The following is a 26,152-nucleotide window of genomic DNA, read 5'->3' on the forward strand; positions in this document are numbered from 1 at the left end:
TCCTCTTGCTAGTCAAGATTACAAAGTTTTTCACTACGTTCAATTCAGTTGGGTTTAATTCCTTCAATACAAATTGACCCTATATGAACTTCCTCAACTTCAACCAATGCAAATCTTGGATCTAACCAATCTCCATACTTACACTGACGAACTTGAGTTAAACCTTGATTAGAAAACGCTTTTTTCAATGAGGGAATATCCCACATCCACTGATGCCTGTAATTCGAGAAAATCTCCTTAATTCTATGATCAAACCGACTACGACTTCCCTGATGTCCAACAAAGGAATGGTACATAAAGTCAAAAGCTGCCTGATCTTCTTGTTGGCTGTCCGAGCGATTTTCCAGGTATCTTTGTATATATACTTCTAAATCAGGAACAATGATGCGGAGAATACCGCCAGGCTTCAAGTATTTATAAACATTATCTAAGGCTTGAAAAAAATCCTTATAACTCAAGTGTTCAAAAACATGAGCGGAATAAATCAGATCACAGCTATTATTCGGAATATTCAGTCCTTTGAGAATATCTCCACACTGAGCTGATGTTGGCCAATCTGGAGCGCCTACTAATTGACAAATACTACGGCCAACAAAGGGAACTTTAGACAGCCGCAGACTAGGCGAGCTATCTATATTTTTCCATCCTTCGACAGCTCTGAGTCCACAGCCTATATGCAAGCAAATTTCTAACTGATGTATATTTTGAGTCATATTTTTATTTTTCTAACGGTTCAATTATTATAGCAATTTTCAATGGTTTGTAGCAAGATACAGCGTTTCTTAAAGGAAGAAACGCTATAATCGAAATACTGTTTATTCCTCCTTTTCAATCCTTTCAAAAATGTAAGGCTTGAGAGGATCATTAGGAAACTTGATAGTATGTCCAAATAATTTAAGCTGTGGTATCACCAATTCCTCATCAGTTACATTTCTAAAACCAGAGAGTCTATCAGCAGTATCGATAAAATATAAGGTCATTGCAGAAACAACTATGATATCAGGATTCCAAGGTTTCAGCGATTGAGTTTCAGCATTGAAAAGTACATCGAGAGTTTTAGGCGATGTTGCAGCATAGTAAGTTTCCCATAAGTTGGTATGAAATATTTCGTAATTAATAGTCTTTTTATCTCTATATAATATGGGAAAAAAATAGCTGTCAATCGCTGCAATCTTATGCGGTTCTATGGATATATTTTCTACTATTTTATAAGATTCAGAAGGGTTACTAGCTAGTAACAAAAATTCATTTTTATGAAAGTAAAAATTAATCATTGTGAACAAAACTAGAAGCCCTATAGCTATAAAGCGGATTGGTTGACGAAATGATACTAATACACCCTGCAAAATAGGACGAGCAATGAAATTAAAATGATAGATCATTAGCAAAGGCATTTTACTTAGGAAAAACCAGGTTGTAAAACCCCCTAAATAAGACAGTGATACTTGCACGAAAATATTTCTCAGCGAACAACGATACCAATATAAACCAACTCCTAGAGGCGTAAGTATTACCAATCCTAGAGGAACTATAATAAAGGCCAAACCGTATGATAGAGGAGGTAAGACTATTTGATTTAGATCTTGACCTCGATTCGCTAAATTCACTATAAACTGTTCTGGGCCGAACATCCAAGCATTTTGCCAGGTAAAAACAACAGCCCAGATACTTAATATTGTTAATGTCGTAATGCTTATTATAAATATTAATCCTTTCAATTTTTCAGACAAACACAAGCTAGGAGAAACCAAATAAAAAGTAATGATTGTTGCAGTAGAACTAATACCAAAAGGTAGCGAGATCAAAATGGCAACTCCCATGAGAATGGCGCTGTACATCAGACTAGGAAGCTTAAACTCTTTAGGGATTATTATCCAAGCTATAGCACTTATAAGTAGTGCAGTTAAATCAGGTCGTCCGTGATTAAACATCGGGAAAGTAGAAATTAAGACTAATGAAGCAGCTAGTTTTGTGCAGTAAAATCGTTTTCGCATTAGAAGCCATAGCGCACACAAATATAGCATATGAATGAGATTCGTATAGGCCAGCAAGGAGCGAATACTAAATCCAAAAAGTTTGATCCAACCAGCTACTACTAGAGCGTAACCTGGTGGATAGAAGTAAATACCCTTTGTATAGGTAAGGTCTAAATGCTGAGAACCTGGGCCAGAAATAACGCCATGTCTAGCAAGCATCAACGCTGGTTCAGTATAAAAGTTGAGATCAATGTGGGAAATTGGTAAATACTTCCACCATAAGAATAAGTGAATAATGGCAAGTATTACAATAACGCTGGCCAGTTCCTTAATTGAAATATTGTTCTGCTGTCTTCTTGTAATCATTTTGTTCATCTCATTTCCTCTAGAATTACTTAAACACTATTTGCTGATTTAATATATAAGTTATAAATGAGACCAAGAAACTAGAGAACCCAAAGGCTAGTGTTTTGCTATTTTGCCAATGAAAGGGCAGTAAGTTCATCAGGCTAACCAATGTTACCGACAAGATAATCGCTAAAATCATTCCTGTTGATTGATTCGCAAAAAATAGTCCTAGTTGTTTTACTTCTTGCCTTATAGATAGCTTATGGGGATTAGGAAAAGTGATTTTCTTATGAGCAACAAAACTTACCAAAATTCCAATCGAAGAAGACATAACCATGGAAGCCACATAAGCCAAGCTACCTTGATCATCTAAGCTAAGACCAATAATATACCGCAATCCAATTGTGAACAGTGTATTGAAGACACCGACCATAAAATAAACAGGGTAGTTAGAGAAGTTGCCCATTAACCAAGTTACTTTTTTTTTGAAACCAGAGTAGAGCATTTGAGAACAAAGTATTTATAATCTCGATTAGGTAAAAAATTAAAATTGTTTCTATTTGATAAAACTAAGATACTCAAAATTAAAGAAAATACGACAGCCTGCATGATAATAATGAAAAATATGCCTACCATAGATGAAGCCCATCCAGGTATAGCTAGATTAGTTGCTAACCGCATAAAGACGATTATAGCAATTGCTATCATGCTGAACAATGTAATTGCAGAGGTTGAAATTAATAATCTTGTACCCACAACTTCAGCATATACTGAAATAGAGCTTAATCCATGAGTGACTAATGACACTAAATTCATTTGAGGTTTTCCAGCCAGACGGTGACCTCTAGTAGTATATATTTCCGCATAGGGAATTCTAGATTTTAAGACTCCAGAAGCGTAATGATTCCAAATTTCAGAAACAACAACTAATCGAGACAATATTTTACGAGGGACAATACTGAAGTTTCCAAATTGAATTCGTTGACCTGTTAAAATTCTATATAATAGCTTGTATATTCCATAAAAGAATTTAAAAGACTGCTGTTCGGAACGTTTTCTACGATGAGCAAATATGATCTTTTTATGTTCTTCTTGTTGATATTTTTCAATTAAGCTTGCAATATCCTTTGGATCATCTTCTCCATCACCATCCATAATTAAAACAGCTTGACAGGGTAAATTTTCTTCAACGTAGGCTAAACCGAGCGCGATCGCCCTTTGGTGTCCCATATTACGACGAAGCTCTAAAAGATAAATGTTATAAATATAGCCCAACTCTTCAGAATTGATATTATCGGTAAATTCTGATACAGAAGCATCATCAACAATAATAATATCTACTCTCTTGTGATCTGGGGACAAGTTAACTAGAGTATGGTCAATATAGTGTAGTAATCGTTTTAAAGCTTCCCAATCATTAAACACGGGAATCAAGATCACAATTGGATCATATCTTGAGGTTTTACCATAGTCTAACCCATGGGTATTCATGACATTATTTGACATTTTTGAATAAACTATGAATGTGTTTTTGTAGCCCTTTTCGATATTGAAACCAAGTGAGTTGTTCTGCCTTTTTCCTCGCTGCTTTTCCCATCTGAGCTAACTCTAAAGGATGGTGGTAGCACCAGTCGAGTTTTTCTTGGATACCTCCAACATCCCGAATGGGTACAAGAAATCCTTCAACTCCATCTGTAATTATATCAGGCCCTGCCGTATTGGGTGTAGTAATCACAGGGATACCGCAGGCCATAGCTTCCAGTAAGACTAAGCCAAATCCATCGACCAAGGAAGGAAAGACAAAAACACTAGCTGAACTGTAATATTGGTTCAGAGAATAGTGGGGAAGGGGGGAAATATATCGAAACAGGTCTTGATATTGATCCAGCCAGCCAGAAGGAAATTCATTGATCCCGATTAAGCATAATTCTGCATCAGAGAGATTTAAATTTTTCCAAGCGCTTAAAAGATAGTGAATCCCTTTTCGAGGTTCTACCCTACCCACATAGAGGGCGCGGAAACAAGTATCTTGTTTAGGTTGGGGATGAAAATAATCTAGAGGAGCGCCATAGGGAATGACGCTTATTTTTTCTGGATTTACACCAAAATTGAGTAGGGATTTACGGGTAATGGAGGAAGCTACAAAAATCTGGTCAGCTAGTTCAATTTCTTGTTCTTTACGTCTCAGTTTCCATTCGGGTTCTTTAGCCGCTTGTAAGGCAGGAGCAAGATCGGGAAAAAGTTCAGCTTCTTCGGCTTGAATCTGCCGACTCATCTGATAAAAGAGGATCGGCAGATCGTATAAACAGAGAATTCCTTGTGATTTAGCGGCTTGAAATGTGCTAGCAGCTCCGTCTTCATAAGCATACACTGCATCAAGTCCGTTCAGGTGAGATTGGGCAACATGACGATCTATCGAGGTATAGATCCAATCGGTTAATCGCTGATTGTTAATCCCTAAACGGCGGGGTAAACCACTGCGAACTAGGGCAACTCGGAGAATTTCTTGCCACACATGAGTGCGAATTGGAGTTGCCCCTGGCATCACCCAACTTCGCCTCTTCAATTCATCAGTAATTCGTTTCTTAAGACCTGTGGGCAGTCTATTTAAGAGTTTCCAATTATTAGATGAGGGATTATAGGCTATAGTGGTTATGACTTCATGCAAAAATTCAGCTTCTTCTAACGCTAATGCCGATTGACGAGAATTAGGATTCCCCATAGGATGAATCAGAGAAATACGAAAATTGATCATATTGATGCAATAGATAGTGTTGTTTTCGCCAGTTTTCAACCCGTTCTAAATAAGGTAATAAAAAGATAAACCCACTCAGGAACCAATAATAAAGCGAGAAGGTATTATTAAAAACTAATTGTCCAGGTAGCCAAATCAAGTGAATCAAGAAAGCTGATAGAGCTAAATCCCGTAGCAAGGGCCGTTTCAACTTCCACACTAACACTAACAGGGCTATCATAATTCCAATTCTCAATCCATACCAAAAAATAAATCCTATGGGCCCGATTTCTAGAATAATTCTGCCCATTTCTGACTCATAGCCTACCGGAATCACTTCACCAGTTGGTAATCGCAGAACGGATCGTAAAATTCCAGTTGCTTGGTGAGTGGAACCTGGGCCAAAACCATCTAATACTTTAATTCCTATATTATGAATTGGTTCTTGAAAAAGTAAGGATAACCTAAGCACTACATCATTAGTTAATAATATTCTGTCCAAGATTTGATTAATTCTTTCATAAAATATCATGGATACAATTACCAAGAAAATCAAACCTGGAGGTGCAATCCATTTCAGAAGTCGTAGGATGCTTGAAAACTGATTAATTCCTTTTATAAAGACATAGCCAATAACAAATAAAAATGAACCGAAAATTATGGTACGAGAACCAGTCATAAACGAATTTATAACTACCAGAAGCATCTCAATTATTAATATTTTGTACTGTTTTTTTTCTAGTTTTTGCGAGAGCAAAGAAATCAATAAAGCAAAACATACTAATAAATAGGGTACATAGTTATTGATATAGGAAAATGTCCCAGTAATTCGGGCAGTACCAGAAACACCGAATGTAGCAATACCTGTTGACGCTTCTTGTCCAGGAGCGTATACATTGAGTGGACTGGAAGCTGGACTAAAAAATTGTGCAATTCCTAAAAGTCCAACTGGAATAACTAGAAGCAGATGAGATCGCAGAAAATTGTATAGTTCTTCTTCAGATGGGAACAAATTGGGCATCATCCATATCAATGGAAGATAATAAAAATAGTTTCTCAAGCCCCACAGTCCTATTATAGGAGACCCTAAACTAGGATTAAAAGTATGAAACAGACACCAACTAAATATCAGAAAAAGAAAAATATGAACAAAGGGTTGCTTAATGATGGGAAATTTATTACTTGATTTGGATAAGGCATAGTATTGAATGTAAGCTCCAAATAATACAATGTCTTTGAGAAAGTAAATAAGCTCGCTGGCTTGGGGCAATACCCATTTTCGTAATGCTCCTTCAATTACGACTAAGAGCAATACGGTTTTGACAGAACGCCGCCAGTCAAGACAGGATAGATATACAATAACTAAAACAACAATTAAAGCAATAATGAGTGTCACGTTACTACCCTCTCTAGTATTTCTAAGTATGCTTTTGCCACGGCGGTGCTAGTATGACGAGACAAATGGAATATAGCATTTTCCCGATATTTTGAGAGTGGAGTTTTACCTGTCAAGAGTTCTATCAATATTTCGGTTAAGGCTTGTACATTTCCATTGGGGAAAGTCAAACCGCAAGAACCAATAGCCTCTTTTAATCCTCCTCCATCTGACCCGACAACAACACAACCGCAAGCAATACCTTCTAGTGCTACAATCCCAAATGGTTCTTCCCAGCGAGAGGGAACAATAAGAATTTGATGGGTATTTAATGCTTGAGCGAGTTCTCGATCCAATTTGACCCCAGCAAACTCGACTTGATGGTTTATATCTAATTGTTTGACTTGTTGACGTAAGTTTGCTTCTTCAGGGCCGCTACCAATGATGGTTAATTTAGGAGTGAGTCCGAAGGGTTTAAGGTTAGCTATTGCATCCAGGAGTAAATCTGCTCCTTTATCTGAGACTAAGCGTCCTAAAAAAACAAGTTCTTTATCTCGTGTAATTTCTGGTATTTCATAAAATATATCTTGGCGATAAGGATTGGGAATAACGGTTGAAGGGCTTGTTATTCGCTCTGCTAAGGCATGACTAGCACAAATGTTGGTGGAAAAGCGAGTTACCAGGTTTTTCAAATGATCTTGCCAGCTTAAGGTTCCATTCAAACGCTGATACCAACTCTGATGAGTAACCACCAAAGGTTTGTGTATAAGTAATAAGGGCCAAATTCCCTTAAGGCTAATATTTCCTTGAAAAAATACATCGCACCAACGAGTTAAGTGCAAGAATTGGTGGGGTAAAGGTTGTCTAATGACTTCAAAGGGGAACTGTTTTGTGTCTGTTGCTGGTGTAGGGGATACAACTTTGACTTGATGGCCGTTACTGAAAAATTCATGGGCGAGGGTAGAGATGACATTCTCTAGTCCGCCTAGGCTAGGGTAAAATGGGGAATACATGAGGATTTTCATCAGAGTTTGAATCAATTACTATCCTGTTAGTTTTTCCTAGCGTTAATTAGAGTGTCTACGGCTTTGACTAATCCTTCCACATTCTGCTGGGGAGACCAAGTTTCCATCCGTTTCCTGGCGTTCATTCCCATTTGTTTAAGGGTTTGAGGTTGGGTTAAGAGATCCTTGAAGATACGACTTAAAGCGTTGATATCGCCACAGGGGTAAACTAAGCCTGTTACGTTGGATTCTACCAGATCGTAACGAGCGCCGATACGATCGCTGACAACGGCCGGTATACCACAAATCATGGCTTCGTTGACGGGTAAACCATAGGGTTCGTGTTCTGAGGGAAATACTAGCAAGTCACTAGCTGCATACACTTCTGGTAAGTAGGAATATTTAACCATGCCGATAAATCGGACTTTTTCATCGATTCCTAACTGTTTAACTTGGTTTCTTAAGGATTCGCTTAGAGGCCCGTCCCCGACCATAACTAAGTAACTGTTGGGAACATTGGCGGCAGCGAAGGCTTGAATAGCGTCTTGGGGACGTTTGCGAGGTAGAAATTTGGCGCAAAAGACGACAATAAGTGCTTCTGGGGGAATTTGCCAGGCTTCTCGGAGTTTCAGGCGATCGCTCTTTTGCGCGATTTCGGCAATATAATGATTATCGACCACATACGGTGTGATCGTAATCTGTTCTTCTGGAACACCTAGGGAATGAAGAAACCGTTTTGATGCCGTAGAGGGGACTAATACCCGATCGGCAATTTGATTGTATAAGTAAGGGAGAAGTCTTTTTTTAAACGGTTTTTTCCAATTTCCCCCTTCTGGAGTTTCCAGATAAGTGGCATCAGTAGTTAAGAGCAGTGGTTTGCGAGCGGTTTTAGCCGCTAGGATTGCCATCCAAAAGCTCACGTAATTATGACCGTAAATTACACAACAGTCAAATTCCCTCACCAATTGAGTTAATCCTGGGTTAATGAGACCAAAAGGATTATTTAAATTAGGTCGAGGAGACTTGTTCGGCACGTACACCCAGGGATAGCCTTCTAACAAGGGAAGATCAAAAACATCTTTGGTCAGGTATTCAGGATTTTGAGCCAGAGAACTCGCGTGTAATTTGTCTTCTGGTAAACTACAGTAGGCGACTAGAATTTCTAACTGGGGATGTACGGCCATCAATCGCAGGGATGCTGGATTTTGGATGGGTTGTGAAGATACAAGCAGAACGCGGTATTTGGATGGAGTCATAGGTTTAATTCTTCTATAAAACGTTTGGCAATAGCATCCCAAGCAAAGTGTTTTTTATAGATATTTAAACTTCGTTGCTGAAGCTCTAAGCGCAGTTTGTCATCCTTGAGAACTTGGATCAGGGCACTGGCTAAAGCCTCTTTATCGTCTTCAGGTACGAGCAAAACTCCCGCTTCTGGAATGGGATATCCTGTTTCTGTCCCTGCATAAGCAACGATCGGGAGTCCACAAGCTAGTCCGGCGATCGCTGTAGTTCTGCGAGTGGAGATATCTCCTCTAACATACAATTGCACATCTGATGTAACCAAGGTTTGGACAATTTGTTCTGGCTCCAGCAATCCTAGCACCAAAATCTCCACATGAGTATCCTTTAGTGCTTTTCTCAGTTCGGGTTCAGCTTCTTTTGAGCCTCGTCCTAGAGTCACCAGACGTAAGAAATCAATGTGTTTAGCAGTTTGGACAATCGTAGCCGAGAGCGCCTCTACTTCGTCTCTTGTAATGTCTACACTGGTCATCCCAAATACTACCACGGTCTTTGTCTTGCTCTGAGAATAGTCTCCCTTAGACTTCACTGCCATTAAGTCCGGTTCCGGCATATTGGAACCCACAGGGATAAATGTTGCTTGACATGAGGCAATGGGGAGCCAGGTTAATTGCTCTAGATCGACATTAAAAATTGAGCGATCGGCTAATTTCATGGCTGTGCGAATTGTCCACAGTTGTACCCAGCGCCGGATTTTGTATTTTAGCCGTTCTCCTGAATACCCTTGAACTTCATGGAACATGATGGCGGTTTTGACTCCTCTGATTTTGAGCAATCCCACCACGACAACAAACATCACGGGTAACGCTAACTTTGACCAAGCGGATGCTGTAAATTGGGCAATCACCCAGCGATCGCGCCATTGTCCACTTTCTACCCACAGCCATTGTAGCGCCTTCAACCATCCCCATTCGCGCCACTGCATGGGAATGCGATCGCATTCAACCCCTTTTTGAGCCAAACTTTGCTCTAGCTTTTCCGTATAGTCAAACACGCCATCAGCCAATGCTTGTTGCTGGCCGAGGAGTATAATGATTCGGGTATTTTGGCGATCGCTCTGATTATCCATGACGCGAAAGTTTAGATTTTAGGGTTCTCAGTCCATTAATCATCGGGGTGGGCAGAGTCCGATTCAAAACATTGTAAGTCTGAATCAGCTTAAACAGCTCTGGATCTTGGCTAAAATTGTGCCATAAATAGTGCCATATATCTATGATATCACTGACAGACTTTTCTCCAAGCTGTTCTTTAATAGAGGCGATCGACACTTTCGTTTTCAACGCATACAGGGCAATGATTTCTGGATCGAATGCCTCTGCTTCTAACGTCTGTAACACTGCTTCCATGCTGGATTGACTGCGTTTGAGTTTGGCGATCGCCTTTTCTGATTTTGCCTCACCAACAGAAAAGTTACTTCCATGAATTCGCCACAGGGAAAGGGGTTCGTCAATAAAATAGCAATATTTATCCTGGAGAGCAAAGAGAACCAAATGCTCATCAATATACATATCAACCGCTTCAGGAATCGGTATTTTCTTGGCAATTTCGGTACGAGTCGCAAACGTCGATCCTCCACCAAACAAGATTTGATGCCGATAGAAATATCTCAGCAACTCTTTTCCACTCAGTTTGGTATTCTTCATCCACTCTGGAATTGGCTCGCCTTCTTTAGTATTATTATTGACATCCCAGTAAATAGCAGGATGAGAGACATGGACGAGATCGCGATCGGATTCAAAGCAATTAACTACTTTTTCCAGTTTTTCTGGCAAGAACAAATCATCAGCATCTAAGTTAAACAGATACTTTCCCGTGGCGCGATCGATACCTACTTTAGTAGCTTTTGCTTTACCACTATTTTTTTGTTGGATATAGATAATCTCATCTGGGTAAGCTCTAATTGTATCTACCGTATCATCAGTTGAACCGTCATCAATGATAATAATTTCTAATTCTTCTTTAGACAAGCTAGATGAGAAAACACTATCAAGAGCTTCACCAATAAATCCACTATAATTATAGGTAGGAATAATGACCGTAACCAGGGGTTTACTATTCATTTTCCATACTATTCAGGTAACGTCAAAATTCCAATTCCTCCCCAGCCTTGATTATAGTCAGTAACAATTTCTTGGCTGGGATATTGCTGTCGGAGTTGATTCCATAATACATCCACTTGACAACTTTTAACCGTTTTATGAGGAAGGATATCATGAAAAAGAATATGGCCTCCAGGTTTAACTAAAGACCTCCATAACTCAAAGTCACGAGTTACCCCTTCAATTCGATGATCTCCATCAATAAATAGAATATCAATTCTCCGACCAGAAAGAATACTTTCTACTTTTTGTCTGGTCTCATCTTTTTGACTATCATCTTGAATTAATTCAACCTGAACTCCTTCGCGTCCTGCAACCAACTCTTTATAAAGACGCTGTTTTTGTGGAAAATATCCACCCCCATGAATTCCATCTTCTAAATCTACAGAAATTACCATCTCTTGAGCAATTCGGCACCAAGCTAATAGAGTCCCTCCTTGAGCAGTACCGATTTCCATCACAATTTTCGGCTGTCGATCCCTAGCCCAATCAATCAGGTTAGTTAACTCTTGTTCGTCTTGAAAGACGCATAGTCGCTTATACCATCCCTGACCCTTATAAGAGTTAATAATATGCATAATATCATTGGTACTAGCACTGGGATATCGTGATATCAACTCATAGAACTCTCGTTTTGATGCTGGCCAAAAGTAAGCATCTCCAACATTCTTGACAACTTTTCTTACATTTTTTGAGAACGACATAATATTTGACCTCACATTAATCAAAGCTAAATAATTTCAGAATACCTGCCATCTTCAAAGAGTTGTTTGTACATTATCCCCTTATTTAAAACGTTAACAAAATCCATGATTCCAAACTGATAGTCTTTAATTTTGATCGACGTTAATATAGACCGAGAGAAGAAATAAAGTAAGCACTCGATTTCTTTGATTTTATCTTTTAAGTAACAAGCATAAGTTAAATAAGCAAGAAGGAATGAACCCTTATGAATCAAATATTCATACCTAGCAGATCGCTTGGAGTCATCTGTGGGAAGATGGATTACATAAGTATTTGGGGTATAGCGAATTCGATATCCTAATGCTTTTAATCTAGGGCCAAATTCTAAATCGCAAACATATCCAAAGGCTTCTAAAAAAAGATGAGTATCGAAAATCTTTCTGGGGATAATTGCTGAACCGCCACTGATCGCAAAACAGTCATCAAAATTAGTAATGGGTTTGTGAAATCCTCGCGGTTGAACTTCCCCTGGGAGATGTAAGTGAGAGTGGGGATTGGGATATTCATAATATTCACCTAAAATCCAAACGCTTTCCGGGTCTGATTTAACAGTATCATAAATAACTCCAAAGTGATTTTCTGGAAAAATATGATCGTCGTTGACAATCCGAACATGAGTACCTCGACAGTCTACAGCAGCATTATTTAAATTAGCTTGTAACCCTCGACGTGGCCCTTTAATATACTGACAGTCCCATTTGAGAGCAATAACTTCATTTTTTGGTGCAATGTCTGGACTTGAATCATCCGAAACAATGATTTCATAAGGCTGAACACTTTGAGAGCGAATACTATCTAAGCACCGATCTAAGTAATCTGGAAGATTGCAAGTCACGAGAGCAACACTAATAGTAACTTCTTGAGGACTATCCATAATTAGTCTCCTTTTGATTTTGATGATTTCTAGCCCAAAATTCACCAGCTTTACCATCTGGAAATTTCAACCATTGTTCTATTGTAAATCCCTTTTCTTTCAGTAACTCCAGTCCATACTCAGGATTACCCTGTTCGCAAGTGTGAAATTCTCCAACAACATTCTCGACGCAGTTAAAGCTAGGAGATTCAATGATTTCATATTCAGATCCTTCACAATCAAGTTTCAGGAGTTCTATCTTGCCATTCATGTGGTCAACGATCTCCTGAAAAGAGATCATATCACATACTTGAGATGAACTAAAAGAACTGCTATCATTCTTAGCAACATAACATGCGGTTAAATCTCCTTCAACACTTAAATTTACTTTACCAGCGTGTTGACCAACAGCATAAGGATAGATTTGAATATTGAAAGAACCCACATTCTTCTTCAAGTTAGAAAATGTTTCACTGCAAGGTTCATAAGCAAGAATTTTTGCCTCTGGAAATAAGGTGGCTGCATAGATGGAAAAAATACCAATATTTGCTCCAATATCTACGATATTCTCTAGATTCTGAAACCGCTTCAACCCGTAGGTATCATTGAGAACTATACCAATCAGCATTACTAAAGTATCTGGCCCTGAGAGATTGATTTTATCACCATTAACATAGTAGTCACAACTATAAGGGATTTGGTTAGCTCTATAGTAACGTCTAGTCAATCGATTAACCGCATAAGCTGTCCTCATTCTTTGAAGTATCGAAGCGCTCATAGTATCCTCCTGATTTCTAATTTAAGTGGGTACAGTATTTAGAATAAAGTTGTATTTGGTCGGCAGCAATTTTTGGCCAAGAAAATGTTTTGGTAACTTCTAAGCATTGTTGAGACAATTTTTCGTAATCACCTCTCTCAAGTGTCAGTATGCTAACCAAATTTTCTACAAAAGCATTAACATCACCTACTGGAACCATCAGAGAAGGATCTACATACTTAAGCATTTCACGAGGCCCCGGAATATCATAAGTGACTGTAGGTAAACCACAAGCTATTTTTTCTAACACTGCAAATCCAAATCCCTCCATGTAACTGGGAAATGCACCAACTGTAGCCCCAGACAAAAGCGATGGCAGTTCATCACTATCATACTTAGGAATAACTTCTATCCAATCAGAAGGGGGTAAGTTAAGATCTTTCAAAACCTCTTCAGCGCTCAAACCTGTTCCCAGAAACTTAAATTTCACATCTGGTATTTTCGTTTTTGTACGCTGTAATATTTCTCCCCAATCTCTAGATCCTTTACGTTGCATCCAATATCCAATAAATGCTACTTGTTTATTATTTAGGCGCGTGCTAGTTGATTCGATTGCTTGAGTAAATAACTGTTGTCGTTTTTCTGATAATCCAAAGGGAAAGACGGTACATTTATCACCGAGACCCCAATGTTCTTGTACATAAATTTTTTCGTCTTCATTGGGAAGATTGATTAAGTCACAAGTCTCTAAGCTGCGAAGGTAGTAAGGACTTTCTTGTTTTTGTCGCCAAGAGCGCAGGGTATTAGCAATGAGATTGCCTTTTTTTGTCTGGGGCCACTTCTGTTGTTCAAGTCTAGCATATTCTTCACAAAAAGCGTATAACCCCACTGATCGCGCAACAAGCAATCCCTTAAAGTTTAATTCTTCTTTAGTAAAGGGTAAATTGCCTTGATGAGCATCAATAATATCAAAGCGATGACCATTAGCTAGGATGAAATCTTTGGCTTTACTTGAGAAACTAGGACGAGTGAATTCAGACCATCGTGAAGATTGACCATTAGGAAACGCATCATTAATATCAAACTTGGCCACATGATGACCCATTTTGTGGAATTCATCAGCTAACTCTAGCTGTACCCTCGGTCCTCCCAGATTACGATCCCAAGGCATGTGAAGTATCATTAAAATTCTCAGGGATTGCTTCATAGTCAATTGCTAAGACCTTGGTAAAGTTCTAAGTGTTTTTTGACAACTATCGACCAACTAAAGTTATTTTCAATCCATTCTGAACAGTGGTTTTGATATTCTTCATAATTCTGGGGCAATAATTGGATAAAGTGCCGCAGAGCCTCTGCTATTGCCTGACCAGAATTTTGATCCACAATTAATCCAGTTTTACCATTATTCACAAACTCATGCATTGCTCCTGCATCCGTACATATAACAGGTGTACCACACGCTTGAGATTCCAACAGCGTAAATCCCATCAATTCCGGAATTGGAGTATAGTCACCATACCACGTAGTATGCACTGAGGGCAATACTGTTACAGTTGCACTCCGATATTCATGCAGTAAGCGTTGCTCATCTGCATCCTGAACAAATTCCACTGACAGACCTTTCGCCAATTCTTTAAGATCATTGTAAAACCTTTGACTATAATCGCCCTTTACCTGACCAAGGATAGTCAGCTTATAACCCGAGGCTCCCAAGAGTTTAAATCCATCAATTAAATAGTTAATCCCTTTATGAGGAAGCATTCGCCCAACAAATAGGATCTTTTTTTCTTTCTCAACTGTAGATGTGGGATAAAACCAGTTAGTATCAACCCCACCTTTAATAACAACTGATTTTTGACTCAATTGATCCGGGATAGTCCCCAGGGTATATTCAGATTGAGCGACTAGGTTTGTATAACAACGGAACAACGGCAGCTTGTGATTAATAACTAGAGAACCTCCTCCACCATGATCGGTGACAAAAACGCGTTTACCAAGAGTATATCCGATCAAGCAACTTATATCAGAAACGAGAGTATAAATCTGATGAACATGAATAACAGTTGCATTGAGTAAGGAACTGATATAGCGAAGATTGATCGCATTCATCATACTTCCGTGGATAGGAGCTTTGACCGGAAAGATTTCAATATTTAGGTTTCCTTCCTGATAACTTTGGCGCTGTGAACCGAAACTAACCAACGTTGTATCTACTTGATTGGCCATAAGGGAAGCTAGGGTACTGGCGTATCGCTCTGCTCCACCAATTAAGGATTTATTACTAAAGTATGTAGGAGTAATATAAACTGTCTTCATAGAAGAAAATACAACATTGGTTTTTATGTTCAATAATTTAACTTTAAGAGCTGATTCCTAAAGGAAATCTTAAAAAGACTGGAATCCTTACAGCGCTTCGCGCTGTCATGAAGTACGCGATCAGCCCGCCATCGCTGGAACTGCTGGATTGATGTTGTACCTCATAGCAGAGGAAAGTGCTGTATATATCAATGGTTTTAGCCTTCATTGGAACAACTTAGTATTTTAGTGAACCTCTTGCTGTTAGGCACTTTCAGCGACTTCGGGAATTAGCTCTAAATCACAATCTATTACAATCTATAGTTACGGAGCTGTGACCAACTCAAAATCTTGGTATTTAGCCATGGCATATATTCAGAAGTCCCAGCAAAATGAAGAAAATAGTTATTAATAAATGCACTTGCTAAACAAACTATTGCCATCTTCTTAGGTGGTAGAATAGAAGTTCCTCTTGTAAAACGCTTCCAAGCCCTTATTACTTTATTGTCTGGAGCTTCAGCAGGTAGGAGGAAGGGATAATCTTTGAGAAGGCATTCAGACCACAATCGATTGAATCTATAATCTAACCAGTGTACACAATTATTTTTGACAATTTCATAGGACAGATGTTGCATCTCGCCACCATGTTCTACTGAATCTTCGTGATGGTAATAAGCTTCCTCTAAAATAGATTGGTGATGTTGAGGAGATAATACCATGACACCACTCTGAATCATCTTATCAAATTGATCTGGTAGTCCAGAGATGGCGTAAAATTCTTGGCTCGATCGAAAAGTATTTTTCCAGCCCCAGAACTCTATGGCTCTATCTTGTAGAATTTCTATTTTTCCAGGCTCACTCCCTGGGAAATACTCACTTAGACTAGAAAACATTTCGACCGCACCTACTTTTTCTTCTGGAACCCCCTCTACTATGCAGGGAGAATTGGGATTGATCAAAATATCTGAGTCTAACCAAACTACGCGATCGTACTTTTTGACTCTTTTATCACCCAGAATTAAACATTTTTGCCAGCAAGGAGAGCGCGACTTTCCACGTGAATATTTATCTAGGGGACTATTAATACATATTAGGTCGTAGCCCTGCAACTCAGCATATCTTTGCCAATTGGTATAGCATAGTCTGTACCAGCGTTCCAGATAAGACTGACCTATTGCTAAAGTGACAATTACTTTTTTCATGTTTCCAAACAATATGGTTTTAGTACACTGTTTTCATCATTCAAATCATTTATCAGTGTTTTTTTATCATACGGTATAGCTAAAACATTTAAAGGTGATTCCCCTCCAATAATATAAAGTTCATACTTCCTATTAATTAAAAATTCAGCTAAATCTTTGCAGGTAGATCCAAAATAGTTCTGTGTTTGCTCGTTAAATTCTGTAATTATTATTGGACTATTTTTACTGGAAAACAGCAAATTACCACCCTTTAATGCATCGATTTCATGACCCTCAATATCAATTTTTAAAAAATCAACCTCTTCAACTTTATTTTGATGGATATAGGAGTCAATGGTAGTACATTTTACTTCACAATTTACATCTGAGTAAGTATAGGGGGTTGAGAGAGAACTAGCACCAGTACAATGACTTGATGCAAAATACAAGTGTCTAATTCCCTCCTGACTAGACAAGGCAAGTTGGTTAAGATAAACATTGGCAAGATTGTTGAGTTGAACACTTTTCGAAAGTAACTTAAATGTTTCAGGATCTGGCTCAAAGCTATGGACTTGACCAGTTTCACCTACAGATCTACTGGCAATTAAAGTATATTGTCCACAATGAGCACCTGCATCCATAAAAATATCACCAGGTTTTAGCAGTTGGCTAATTATCTGTACTGTGTTTTTCTCATATACGCCATTGTGATAAATTTTAAAGCCAACTCCTAAATCATTCCAGTCCACTTTTATTCTCATATTATTGAATAATTTGGTTTGGATAGGAAAGCGATAATTCAATCTGTCTGCAACCCAGACCAATCCTGGATGTGGCGACCACCCAAACACTAAGTGTATTTTGACCCAAATTGTAATAATCAATTTACCCACTTTGGGGTATTGGCTACAAATCCAATACAATATAGATAGTCCTTTTTTTCCAATAGTCATTTTTTTCTCCTGTTGTTTTACTCAAAATTCGAGTGAGCTATTAAATATTCGAGATCTCGATCTATTTATGACTGCTATTAGTTTATATTTGCTATACTCAAAAGCTTTGATAAACTCTCTAGATCCACCATAATATCTTCTCTTACATGATCAGGATCGAGGTATTCAGGTGGCCTCTCACCTTTACCAATTAAGTAGTAGTATTCTAATCCTACCTGATTTGCCAGTGTCCAGAAAAACACTCTTACGTAATTCGGAGAGTACAATTCAATTATTTTGCATCCCCTTTGACAAAATACTATATTACTCAATCCAGCACCATGAGGACTAACAACAATTTCAACGTCTGAAAAAACTCTGACTTGTTCAGATACGGTCATTGTTTCTAAAATTAAACTCTCAAAGCCAAGTTTTTTGATAAATTCAATCACTTCTGCTTCATTAATCACCTGGCGATAACTAGCTTTAGCGCGACTGATGTAGATGCGCCTTGAACTTATCGATCGGTTCCCATTGCTTGTGTTCAAAAACGCTTTTCTTAAAAACTCACACGCCCATAAAGGTGGATTACCTGTTACTCCCACTAAAGACGGTACAAATAGTTCTTCAGCTTTTATATGAGGATACCTATAGCTCTCTAAAAGTTTTCTCTCTGGAATTCCTAATATCAATAGCATTTCTTTATGATAAGACTGTTCAAAGGTGTTTACTAAAAAATAATCAATCTCACTTATATCCACTCCTGCACAGTTGAGAATATGAATTCGTGGCACTACATCAAACATAAAATGATAGTAGTTATGACCAGCCGTAGCTGTTAACACAGCAACTTTTCCTGGGATTTTTCTTAATGGTGGAAACTTGAGTTGATTTAAAGCTGAGTGGCATTTTAAGTTTGGGATAAATTCTACAGACACATCGGCTAAGAGACTATCGTCTGGAGCGATCACTGAGCCACTAAAACTGTAGCATCTTCCTTCAGGAATTAAGACAAAAAATGTTTTTGGAGAATCGAATTGATACTCTTTCCTAAATTCCCAATGAATATTATTATCTAATCCTATAGGTCTCTTTCTAAAAATTCTATGCTGTGGATAAAGTGCTTTATATATTAGTGTTTTTTTGGAGTGTTTATTTTGCAAATATTTAGACAAATTTTCTACCCAATCTGAAGTTGTTTGATACACTCTTTTAGGAGAACCCAAAAATTCAGAGCTGACAGGCAATAATTTCAGGACTTTGATAATCAAAGTTCGCCAAAAGTAAGACTTAGTTAGTTTGATTAATACTGGAAACATTTGTTATTCGATCGTTTTTTTACGTAGACGGGGACTTAACACTCCAAGAATAGACGGGCTTCAGCTATAACCATTGAAATTTAATCTGTTTTACCACCTAGTTGAGCTGACCATTGTTGAGACATTAATCTTAGTACCATAAGAACGATTATGATAACTACTGTTCTTAGTTCTAATCATAGTAGCATTAAATTACATTTATTTTGTTTACTTACTTAACAATCTTAAAATCAAGCTTTACAAATCCCCTAACTTCTTTTGGATAAGGAACTATCTTATTTATATCACAAGCCCTAACATTAATTGTTAATAAATCTAAGAAATCTTTATATATTTCATCAGCACGAATATATAAACCCATTCGGTAACTTCCTTCGATTAAATAAAACGATTTTATTTTAATAGTTGTTTGATTAATTTCTGATACTATGTATTTAGTATCAGGTTGTCTAAGATCTAAAATTGCTACCCTAGTCCCTAAACATGAGTAGATAAGTACAGCAACTTCTTCTATTTGAGTCAGTTCAACTGCTTCAAATACTAACTTAATTTCTAATTCTGATCCACTGACGACAGGATTAGGCGAACAACTTAATTGTTTAAGAAATAAGTTTTTGCCCAATTTAACACGGTTATTTTCGTTGATCTCCATTTTATCTTGATAAAGCATCATATATCGTTCAATGTTATTTCCGACGGAACCTTTCCCAATAACTTGGCCAGAACTTAAATGTAAAGCACTAGTACATAACCCAGAAATTGCTGCCATATTATGACTAACAAATATTACCGTTCTGCCTTCTTTTTGAGCTACATCTTCCATTTTCCCTAAACATTTCTCCTGGAACTGCAAATCACCGACTGCAAGGACTTCATCAACAATTAGAATTTCTGGTTCCAAATGTGCAGCAACTGAGAATGCTAACCTGACATACATTCCAGATGAGTAACGCTTCACTGGGGTATCTAGAAACTTTTCAACTTCTGCAAAAGCTACAATTTCATCAAACTTTTTCTTAATCTCTACCTTACTCATCCCTAAAATTGCGCCATTGAGGTAGATATTTTCTCTGCCCGTAAGCTCTGGATGAAAGCCAGTACCAACTTCTAATAAACTGGCAACTCTACCTTTAATATTAATTCTACCTGTTGTTGGTTCAGTGATACGGCTTAAAATTTTTAGTAAAGTTGATTTTCCTGCACCATTCCGACCAATTATACCAACTCGATCGCCTCTATTAATCTCAAACGAGACATCTTTCAAAGCCCAGAAATCCTCCCGTGAGGGGCTTTCCAGCTTTTGAACTCCTCCTTTTACTAGAGTACGTCCCAAAGATTTAACGCCGTTGGTAATTACATCTCTCAGAGCAGCATAGGGTTCTTGTTGCTGATGACGAATTAAGTATTTTTTACCTAAGTTCTCAACTCGGATTATCGGTTCAGACACGCTTGTAAATCCCTCCTTTATTAAATATTAAATTACATCAGCAAAAGTTACGTTCCATCTTGCGGAAATACCAGACACCGCCTATACACAGGTATCCTACTAAAATTACGGACAATACGAAGCCAGGTAGGTAAAGTTGAGCATTGCCTAAGATAGCCCAGCGAAATCCGTAGACTATAGTAAAAACAACCATGGTTAAAAAGGGTCGAATTAAGGCCCAAGAAACACCGATCGCCGTTTGCTTGTACCGAACCAGGATATCTCGCCATGCCAAGAAGTAGAATAACTCGCGGTAGCGCCACAGGTTTTTCCAATATTCCCGCTCTGTCCTTCCGACTTCTATTACAATTTCCGTTTGACTGGAATAACTCATATGATCGCCTATGACTCTAGAAAAAGAAAACGCTAACCTGGGAAGATATCAATAACTATTAACCGTAGACCTTAGCACAACTTGAGGAAAATTTCCAAACTGTGTAATCCGGTTACATCTGCTTGCCATCTGTATACAGTGGTGGAACCTCCATTTCCAGATTACCCTCAAAAAAAGTTGATCTTAACTTCTAATACTGATCCGGATTACCCCTTTTACCATTTACAATACGTTCGCCATTTTCCCGTAGGTTGGGTTGAACGAAGTGAAACCAAACGCATTCGTTGGGTTTCGTTCCTCAACCCAACCTACGAATCAAGGCATTTTTGGTTTTGGCGAAGGTATTGCATTTATAAATGCTTTGCCCTGACAATCAGTCGCGGGAGAAATACCCACAACACTAATCTCTGGGTGAGCGTTAAGCATGATGGATGGCATCATGGGAGTGGGAGAAGCCCTACCTTTTCCATGGGAGGCAAAAGCCAGACAACTGGAGTGATTGTAGCAGCTTTGGAGCAAATTGTACCGATTCTCCAAATACTAAAGGTGAAACTGGGCAGTCCCGATTGAAGCCAATCGTGCGTGCGATCACCCAGATCCAAACCCTCACCGGACTTCCCTATACCGACTCCATCCGCTATAATACTGATGGACTCCTAGATGGCGTTCCATAACTCAACATCTGGATGATTAATCCTTCATTGTTCCCAAGGCCAATTTTATCTCTCTTCTGTTAAACTGGGAAATTCTGACGAATTTCCGCCATTACAGCCCGCGATCACGAACGAAAGAATCAGGGTTTCACCCCCCTTTTTCCGAAAGTGATAGAAGAGGGATATTCTAGGAGCTATCCTGTTCACCCTCTGTGCTTTTGGCTATTGGACAAACAAACTCTCCAATATCATCACTCGTAATTCATTTTATCTTACAGTCTTGGTTTATTAGCTGCAATGAAGAACTTCTTTTCTCAGATTTATCAAAGATGGTTGAAGTCGAGAATTCGCATTTATACTTCTCGATTACAATCGAAACACAAAACGATCTTACAGAAAGAAATTAATCAGATGAGAGGTTGTAAACAACACACTTGTTACACAAATCATCCCAAATTGTCAATCATCGTACAGTTTTTTAACAACAGGCAGAATATAGATAGTATTATCAAATCTCTGCGATTAACAACGGCAGAAGAAATTATTGTAATTGATGATGGCTCTATAGATGGATCTTATCAAGATTGGCTCAAACACCTAGATAGACCCAATGATTTTTTATTACGTTGTAATGATTTGTTTGAGGTTAGAACTTATGACCGTGCTATAAGTATGGCTCGAGGAGAATTTGTTTGTTTGTTACAAGATGATGATATGCTACCAGATAATAATAAATGGATAGAAGATGCGTTAACTTTATTTGAAATTTATCCAGATTTGATTATGCTTGGAGGACGAGATGGTATAGATACTATGATGGCTGAACCTAATGATTCTTACGAAGAACAGGAGTATAGACAGATTGGAAATATAATTGAATGTCCTGGTTTGCATAAATTGCGTATTTATTCCAAACCTTGCTATAGAGAACCAGTCTCTGGTATTCCATTCATGTTTACAATGTCTGTTAATAGAGCGCCAACATTTCTGAGAAGAACTGAATTTCTAAAAATTGGTGGAATTAATCAAAAATATGCTCCTTTTCAATTTGATGATGATGAGGCAGGTATAAGAGCTTGGTTGTCTGGGTACAAAGTTGGCTTTTATGCTTGCCCATTTATTAGAGGTTTTGAAGTTGGAGGAATGAGTTTATATAACCGTAATAAAATCAAAGAGCAATCAGTGATTAATATCAAACAGCTTTACCGGGATTACTGCGAACACATTGCTAATGGGCATCTGCAAAACCTTGTTGATACTGCCAATAGAGTGTTAATTTCTGATCAATAATAGCCATTAATTACTTGCTAACTGAACGATAAACATCAATAGTTTGTGCTGTGGTTTTATCCCAACTAAAAATTTTAGTCCTTTGATGGCCTTTTTCAATCAGACGATCGCGTTCTCCAGGACTCTCAAGCAGCATAATGAGCATATCCGCTAATTCACCAATCTCTTTAGGATTAAAGAGCAATCCGGCATCCCCGACAACTTCAGGAATGCTAGAGCAGTTGCAGGCTATGACAGGGGTTCCACAGGACATGGCCTCCAGAGGAGGAATACCAAAACCTTCGTATAATGACGGATATACAAAGGCTATACTGCAACGGTAGAGTTTTGCCAGATGGTAATCGCTCACTTGTCCATAATGATAGATGCGATGGCTCAGGTTTAGCTCCGCTATCTTTTTTTCCTCTGTTTTGTCAAAAGGTAAACCAACCACACAAAGTACAATCTCTGGTTTGACAGAGACAGCTTTAGCGAATGCGGATAACAAGCCATCAAAATTTTTATAGCAAGCACGGCTCCCTACATATAAATAATACGGTTTTTCAGGTACGGGTTCAGAGCCAAACGCAAGACTAGCATCTATCTGGGAAGCCAAATAAGTTACTGTTACCTTACTTTCATCTGTAGAATAGCGATTAAGTAAATCATTCTTTGTATTTTCAGAAATACATATAATGGCATCCGCAGCCTTAACTGCTTTTTGTTTTTCTTGGGCATACTGACCACTAGAATCCATTTGCTCAAAGAAAATTTCATGAATCATATCCCATACCGTAACAACAACAGGATATTCATAATCCTTAATTTCTTTTCTGGTAAGTAATGAGTAATAAGTAGGATGGGCTATATCAAACTTTTCTAATTGATTAATTACCCGAAAATAATGTTTTTCAATCCAGTAAGATAACCGACCAGGACGAAATATTTGATAATACCAATTTTTGAGATTTGGATGAACTGGAAGATTTTTTTTCTTAGACACACAACTAGTCATTGTTGGACTAAAATCTTCTGGTAATCTTGTAATCAAATTATTAAAATATCTACTTATACCACCTGCGGTTTGCATTCGATAAACCTGACCATCATAAAGAATCTTCATTTCTTAATTACTTAATCATTTCTAAAGTGACAATTGCACGGGCTGCTGCGGCAAAGTCTTCATCATAATCTAGTGAAGAATTCTTGTCAAAATATTTAGTTTTGTGAATATTAAAGTATTGACAATTTTTACATTTTTCTCTTGTTGATATATTCCAACCACCGTCAGCATATTTATAATATAGCTCAATCAATGAAGTAGGATTAAAAGCATCCTTGATAGACTCTACCATATCTGAATTAAACTGTTGCTGAAATTCATCATGTTGATATTGACCAAACGGGACAGTAACAAGACATTTTCCACCAGGTTTTAAAACTCTTTTGAGTTCTTTAACTGCTTGGATAAAATCATATTTTGAATCTTGTTTATATATAGGATCTGAACTATATAATAGAGTATTATCCATGCCAATATGCTCCAAAGTTGAAACGGAGACAACGGCATCAAATAAGTTATTCTTAAACGGTAATTCTCTAATATCCGCAAATACATAAGATATACCTAGATGCCAAAAACAATTTTCTTCCGGGGCTAAAGTCAATAATGTTAGTTTCTTATTTTTCAAAGCTTCATGTTTGACTATCAACTCATTATTTAAGGTTGAACCAGCATCTAAAATATTTCCTTGATATTGATCAATTCTTGACAATAACAAAGGATATTCAACAATGCGCTCATCTATAAATTCACCATACTTTTCTGGTAGAGGCAAACTATTATGAAATTTTGACAAAATTTGTGGATCTGCTATAGCTTCCCGAATTAGGTTCAATTTGAAAACTCCATATCCGGGCGACCAAGGTTTACGACCATTTTTGATGTATTCTCTAACTAACTTAGAATTATAGTTATCTAAACGCCGTTGGTACCAATTAATTATTAGCTGCTTTAATCGCATAATCTTTAGCCTCTATCAGTTATTCGTTGTCAATAATGATTATCACTTGCTTGATATTTTTCCCGACTTTTTCCAAATTTACTTAATTCGGGAAATAATCTAGATGAATAGCAGAGAGTGCATTAAATTGCTACTCTAGTTAATTGTCTGCTTCTTCACTTCTTACTACAAATGTTTCAATCTATTGAAATTCCCATTGACAATTTACCAACACACACCCATAGTCTACATCTCCGTACATGGAGAGTTCATTACCACAATCATTGATCTTGAATAAGCATACATCATCTACTTTATCTATAAATTGTACATTTGGTATATGTAATGCAATGGTAAAACAATAAATTCCTGGGGCAAGTAGATTACCTGGAAGTTTTATAAAACTTGTTATTAGATGAGTTGGGTCATTGTTTTTAAAAATATCATCTAACAACTTCTGTGTTGTAAAAATTTTTCTGCCTCTCACATCTTTGGTTGTAATTCCTATCATTACTCCCTTAATAAATTCTTGTATCTTACACTCAACTTTTACAGTTATTGATTCAGTATGCATGATTTCAGATATAGGTTGGCCAGATGTGTTATATATCCCAATTTCTGATATCCACATACTTTTAGTTCGGTTTGAATTCAATTCAATACCTTTGTATGTATTTGATTTTTTATCTGTCAAACTATTTATATAGCTAGAAATTATTTTTTCAACACTACCTTCTTTCGATATTTTTCCCTTTTCAAGTATTAACGCTTTGCTACAAAGCTGAGAAATCATACCCATCTGATGACTAACAAATAAAACCGTTCGCCCATCTTTTCCAACATCTTCCATTTTCCCTAAACATTTCTCCTGGAACTGCAAATCACCGACTGCAAGGACTTCATCAACAATTAGAATTTCTGGTTCCAAATGTGCAGCAACTGAGAATGCTAACCTGACATACATTCCAGATGAGTAACGCTTCACTGGGGTATCTAGAAACTTTTCAACTTCTGCAAAAGCTACAATTTCATCAAACTTTTTCTTAATCTCTACCTTACTCATCCCTAAAATTGCGCCATTGAGGTAGATATTTTCTCTGCCCGTAAGCTCTGGATGAAAGCCAGTACCAACTTCTAATAAACTGGCAACTCTACCTTTAATATTAATTCTACCTGTTGTTGGTTCAGTGATACGGCTTAAAATTTTTAGTAAAGTTGATTTTCCTGCACCATTCCGACCGATTATACCAACCCGATCGCCTCTATTAATCTCAAACGAGACATCTTTCAAAGCCCAGAACTCTTCTCTTGAGGGGCTTTCCAGCTTTTTTCTTCCTCCTTTTACTAGAGTACATCCCAAAGATTTAACGCCGTTGGTAATTACATCTCTCAGAGCAGTATAGGGTTCTTGTTGCTGATGGCGGATCAAGTATTTTTTACCTAAGTTTTCAACTCGGATGATTGGTTCAGACACGCTTGCAAATCCCTCCC

23 protein-coding genes and 1 pseudogene are annotated in these 26,152 nt (G+C 37.8%); 1 reads left to right on the forward strand and 23 read right to left on the reverse strand.

Annotation, left to right across the window (positions count from 1 at the left end; all coding sequences use genetic code 11):
• Positions 1-44: 44 nt before the first annotated feature.
• From PMG25_RS14925 to PMG25_RS24495, 20 genes and pseudogenes are all read right to left on the reverse strand, one after another.
• Complete coding sequence (locus tag PMG25_RS14925; protein WP_283767693.1) at positions 45-713, reverse strand: class I SAM-dependent methyltransferase; 669 nt, start codon at positions 711-713, stop codon at positions 45-47.
• A gap of 102 nt (positions 714-815) precedes the next feature.
• On the reverse strand, positions 816-2,351 hold the full coding sequence (locus PMG25_RS14930) for a hypothetical protein (RefSeq protein ID WP_283767694.1): 1,536 nt from the start codon (positions 2,349-2,351) through the stop codon (positions 816-818).
• Between the two features lie 16 nt (positions 2,352-2,367).
• Complete coding sequence (locus PMG25_RS14935) at positions 2,368-2,829, reverse strand: GtrA family protein (protein WP_283767695.1); 462 nt, start codon at positions 2,827-2,829, stop codon at positions 2,368-2,370.
• Positions 2,799-3,830 carry a glycosyltransferase gene (locus PMG25_RS14940; RefSeq protein WP_283767696.1) on the reverse strand — a complete coding sequence of 344 codons (1,032 nt, stop codon included), beginning with the start codon at positions 3,828-3,830 and terminating at the stop codon, positions 2,799-2,801. Before PMG25_RS14940 ends, PMG25_RS14935 begins: the two co-directional genes overlap by 31 nt.
• Positions 3,820-5,046 (reverse strand): glycosyltransferase family 4 protein, encoded by a 1,227-nt coding sequence (locus PMG25_RS14945; RefSeq protein WP_283767697.1) that lies wholly within the window; start codon positions 5,044-5,046, stop codon positions 3,820-3,822. The genes PMG25_RS14940 and PMG25_RS14945 overlap by 11 nt, the downstream gene beginning before the upstream one ends.
• Positions 5,033-6,454, reverse strand: a complete 1,422-nt coding sequence (locus PMG25_RS14950; protein ID WP_283767698.1) for a hypothetical protein — start codon at positions 6,452-6,454, stop codon at positions 5,033-5,035. Before PMG25_RS14950 ends, PMG25_RS14945 begins: the two co-directional genes overlap by 14 nt.
• Positions 6,451-7,275, reverse strand: coding sequence for a glycosyltransferase family 4 protein (locus tag PMG25_RS14955; RefSeq protein ID WP_283767699.1), 825 nt, complete (start codon positions 7,273-7,275; stop codon positions 6,451-6,453). The genes PMG25_RS14950 and PMG25_RS14955 overlap by 4 nt, the downstream gene beginning before the upstream one ends.
• 209 nt (positions 7,276-7,484) lie before the next feature.
• The gene (locus PMG25_RS14960) at positions 7,485-8,693 is read right to left on the reverse strand and encodes a glycosyltransferase family 4 protein (RefSeq protein ID WP_283767700.1); all 1,209 of its coding nucleotides are present in this window, start codon (positions 8,691-8,693) and stop codon (positions 7,485-7,487) included.
• Positions 8,690-9,805, reverse strand: a complete 1,116-nt coding sequence (locus tag PMG25_RS14965) for a glycosyltransferase (RefSeq protein ID WP_283767701.1) — start codon at positions 9,803-9,805, stop codon at positions 8,690-8,692. The genes PMG25_RS14960 and PMG25_RS14965 overlap by 4 nt, the downstream gene beginning before the upstream one ends.
• Positions 9,798-10,796 (reverse strand): glycosyltransferase family 2 protein, encoded by a 999-nt coding sequence (locus tag PMG25_RS14970; protein ID WP_283767702.1) that lies wholly within the window; start codon positions 10,794-10,796, stop codon positions 9,798-9,800. The genes PMG25_RS14965 and PMG25_RS14970 overlap by 8 nt, the downstream gene beginning before the upstream one ends.
• Before the next feature lie 8 nt (positions 10,797-10,804).
• The gene (locus PMG25_RS14975; RefSeq protein WP_283767703.1) at positions 10,805-11,539 is read right to left on the reverse strand and encodes a class I SAM-dependent methyltransferase; all 735 of its coding nucleotides are present in this window, start codon (positions 11,537-11,539) and stop codon (positions 10,805-10,807) included.
• 26 nt (positions 11,540-11,565) lie between these two features.
• A complete protein-coding gene (locus PMG25_RS14980; protein WP_283767704.1) occupies positions 11,566-12,453 on the reverse strand; it encodes a glycosyltransferase family 2 protein in 888 nt (295 codons plus the stop codon).
• A complete protein-coding gene (locus PMG25_RS14985) occupies positions 12,446-13,210 on the reverse strand; it encodes an FkbM family methyltransferase (RefSeq protein WP_283767705.1) in 765 nt (254 codons plus the stop codon). Before PMG25_RS14985 ends, PMG25_RS14980 begins: the two co-directional genes overlap by 8 nt.
• Before the next feature lie 16 nt (positions 13,211-13,226).
• Entirely contained in the window at positions 13,227-14,396 is a 1,170-nt protein-coding gene (locus PMG25_RS14990) for a glycosyltransferase family 4 protein (RefSeq protein WP_283767706.1), read from the reverse strand.
• A gap of 2 nt (positions 14,397-14,398) precedes the next feature.
• The gene (locus PMG25_RS14995; RefSeq protein ID WP_283767707.1) at positions 14,399-15,505 is read right to left on the reverse strand and encodes a glycosyltransferase family 4 protein; all 1,107 of its coding nucleotides are present in this window, start codon (positions 15,503-15,505) and stop codon (positions 14,399-14,401) included.
• A 290-nt stretch (positions 15,506-15,795) separates the two neighbouring features.
• On the reverse strand, positions 15,796-16,686 hold the full coding sequence (locus PMG25_RS15000; RefSeq protein WP_283767708.1) for a hypothetical protein: 891 nt from the start codon (positions 16,684-16,686) through the stop codon (positions 15,796-15,798).
• Positions 16,683-17,618: an FkbM family methyltransferase gene (locus PMG25_RS15005; RefSeq protein ID WP_283767709.1), complete on the reverse strand. Its 936-nt coding sequence runs from the start codon at positions 17,616-17,618 to the stop codon at positions 16,683-16,685. Before PMG25_RS15005 ends, PMG25_RS15000 begins: the two co-directional genes overlap by 4 nt.
• Positions 17,619-17,695: 77 nt before the next feature.
• Positions 17,696-18,868, reverse strand: a complete 1,173-nt coding sequence (locus tag PMG25_RS15010; RefSeq protein ID WP_283767710.1) for a glycosyltransferase family 61 protein — start codon at positions 18,866-18,868, stop codon at positions 17,696-17,698.
• Between the two features lie 259 nt (positions 18,869-19,127).
• Positions 19,128-20,363, reverse strand: a complete 1,236-nt coding sequence (locus PMG25_RS15015) for an ABC transporter ATP-binding protein (protein WP_283767711.1) — start codon at positions 20,361-20,363, stop codon at positions 19,128-19,130.
• 166 nt (positions 20,364-20,529) lie between these two features.
• Positions 20,530-20,736 (reverse strand): annotated as a pseudogene (locus tag PMG25_RS24495) (ABC transporter permease); the annotation flags it as partial.
• A 1,109-nt stretch (positions 20,737-21,845) separates the two neighbouring features.
• Here PMG25_RS24495 and PMG25_RS15025 point away from each other — a divergent pair.
• Positions 21,846-22,679, forward strand: a complete 834-nt coding sequence (locus PMG25_RS15025; RefSeq protein WP_283767713.1) for a glycosyltransferase family A protein — start codon at positions 21,846-21,848, stop codon at positions 22,677-22,679.
• A 10-nt stretch (positions 22,680-22,689) separates the two neighbouring features.
• Here the strand turns inward: PMG25_RS15025 and PMG25_RS15030 are convergent, their stop codons facing one another.
• From PMG25_RS15030 to PMG25_RS15040, 3 genes are all read right to left on the reverse strand, one after another.
• Positions 22,690-23,781: a glycosyltransferase family 4 protein gene (locus PMG25_RS15030; RefSeq protein WP_283767714.1), complete on the reverse strand. Its 1,092-nt coding sequence runs from the start codon at positions 23,779-23,781 to the stop codon at positions 22,690-22,692.
• A 7-nt stretch (positions 23,782-23,788) separates the two neighbouring features.
• The gene (locus PMG25_RS15035; protein WP_283767715.1) at positions 23,789-24,682 is read right to left on the reverse strand and encodes a class I SAM-dependent methyltransferase; all 894 of its coding nucleotides are present in this window, start codon (positions 24,680-24,682) and stop codon (positions 23,789-23,791) included.
• 181 nt (positions 24,683-24,863) lie between these two features.
• On the reverse strand, positions 24,864-26,135 hold the full coding sequence (locus PMG25_RS15040; RefSeq protein WP_283767716.1) for an ABC transporter ATP-binding protein: 1,272 nt from the start codon (positions 26,133-26,135) through the stop codon (positions 24,864-24,866).
• Between the last annotated feature and the right edge of the window lie 17 nt (positions 26,136-26,152).

It is taken from the genome of Roseofilum capinflatum BLCC-M114, assembly GCF_030068505.1.
In the GTDB taxonomy this organism is placed as follows: domain Bacteria; phylum Cyanobacteriota; class Cyanobacteriia; order Cyanobacteriales; family Desertifilaceae; genus Roseofilum; species Roseofilum capinflatum.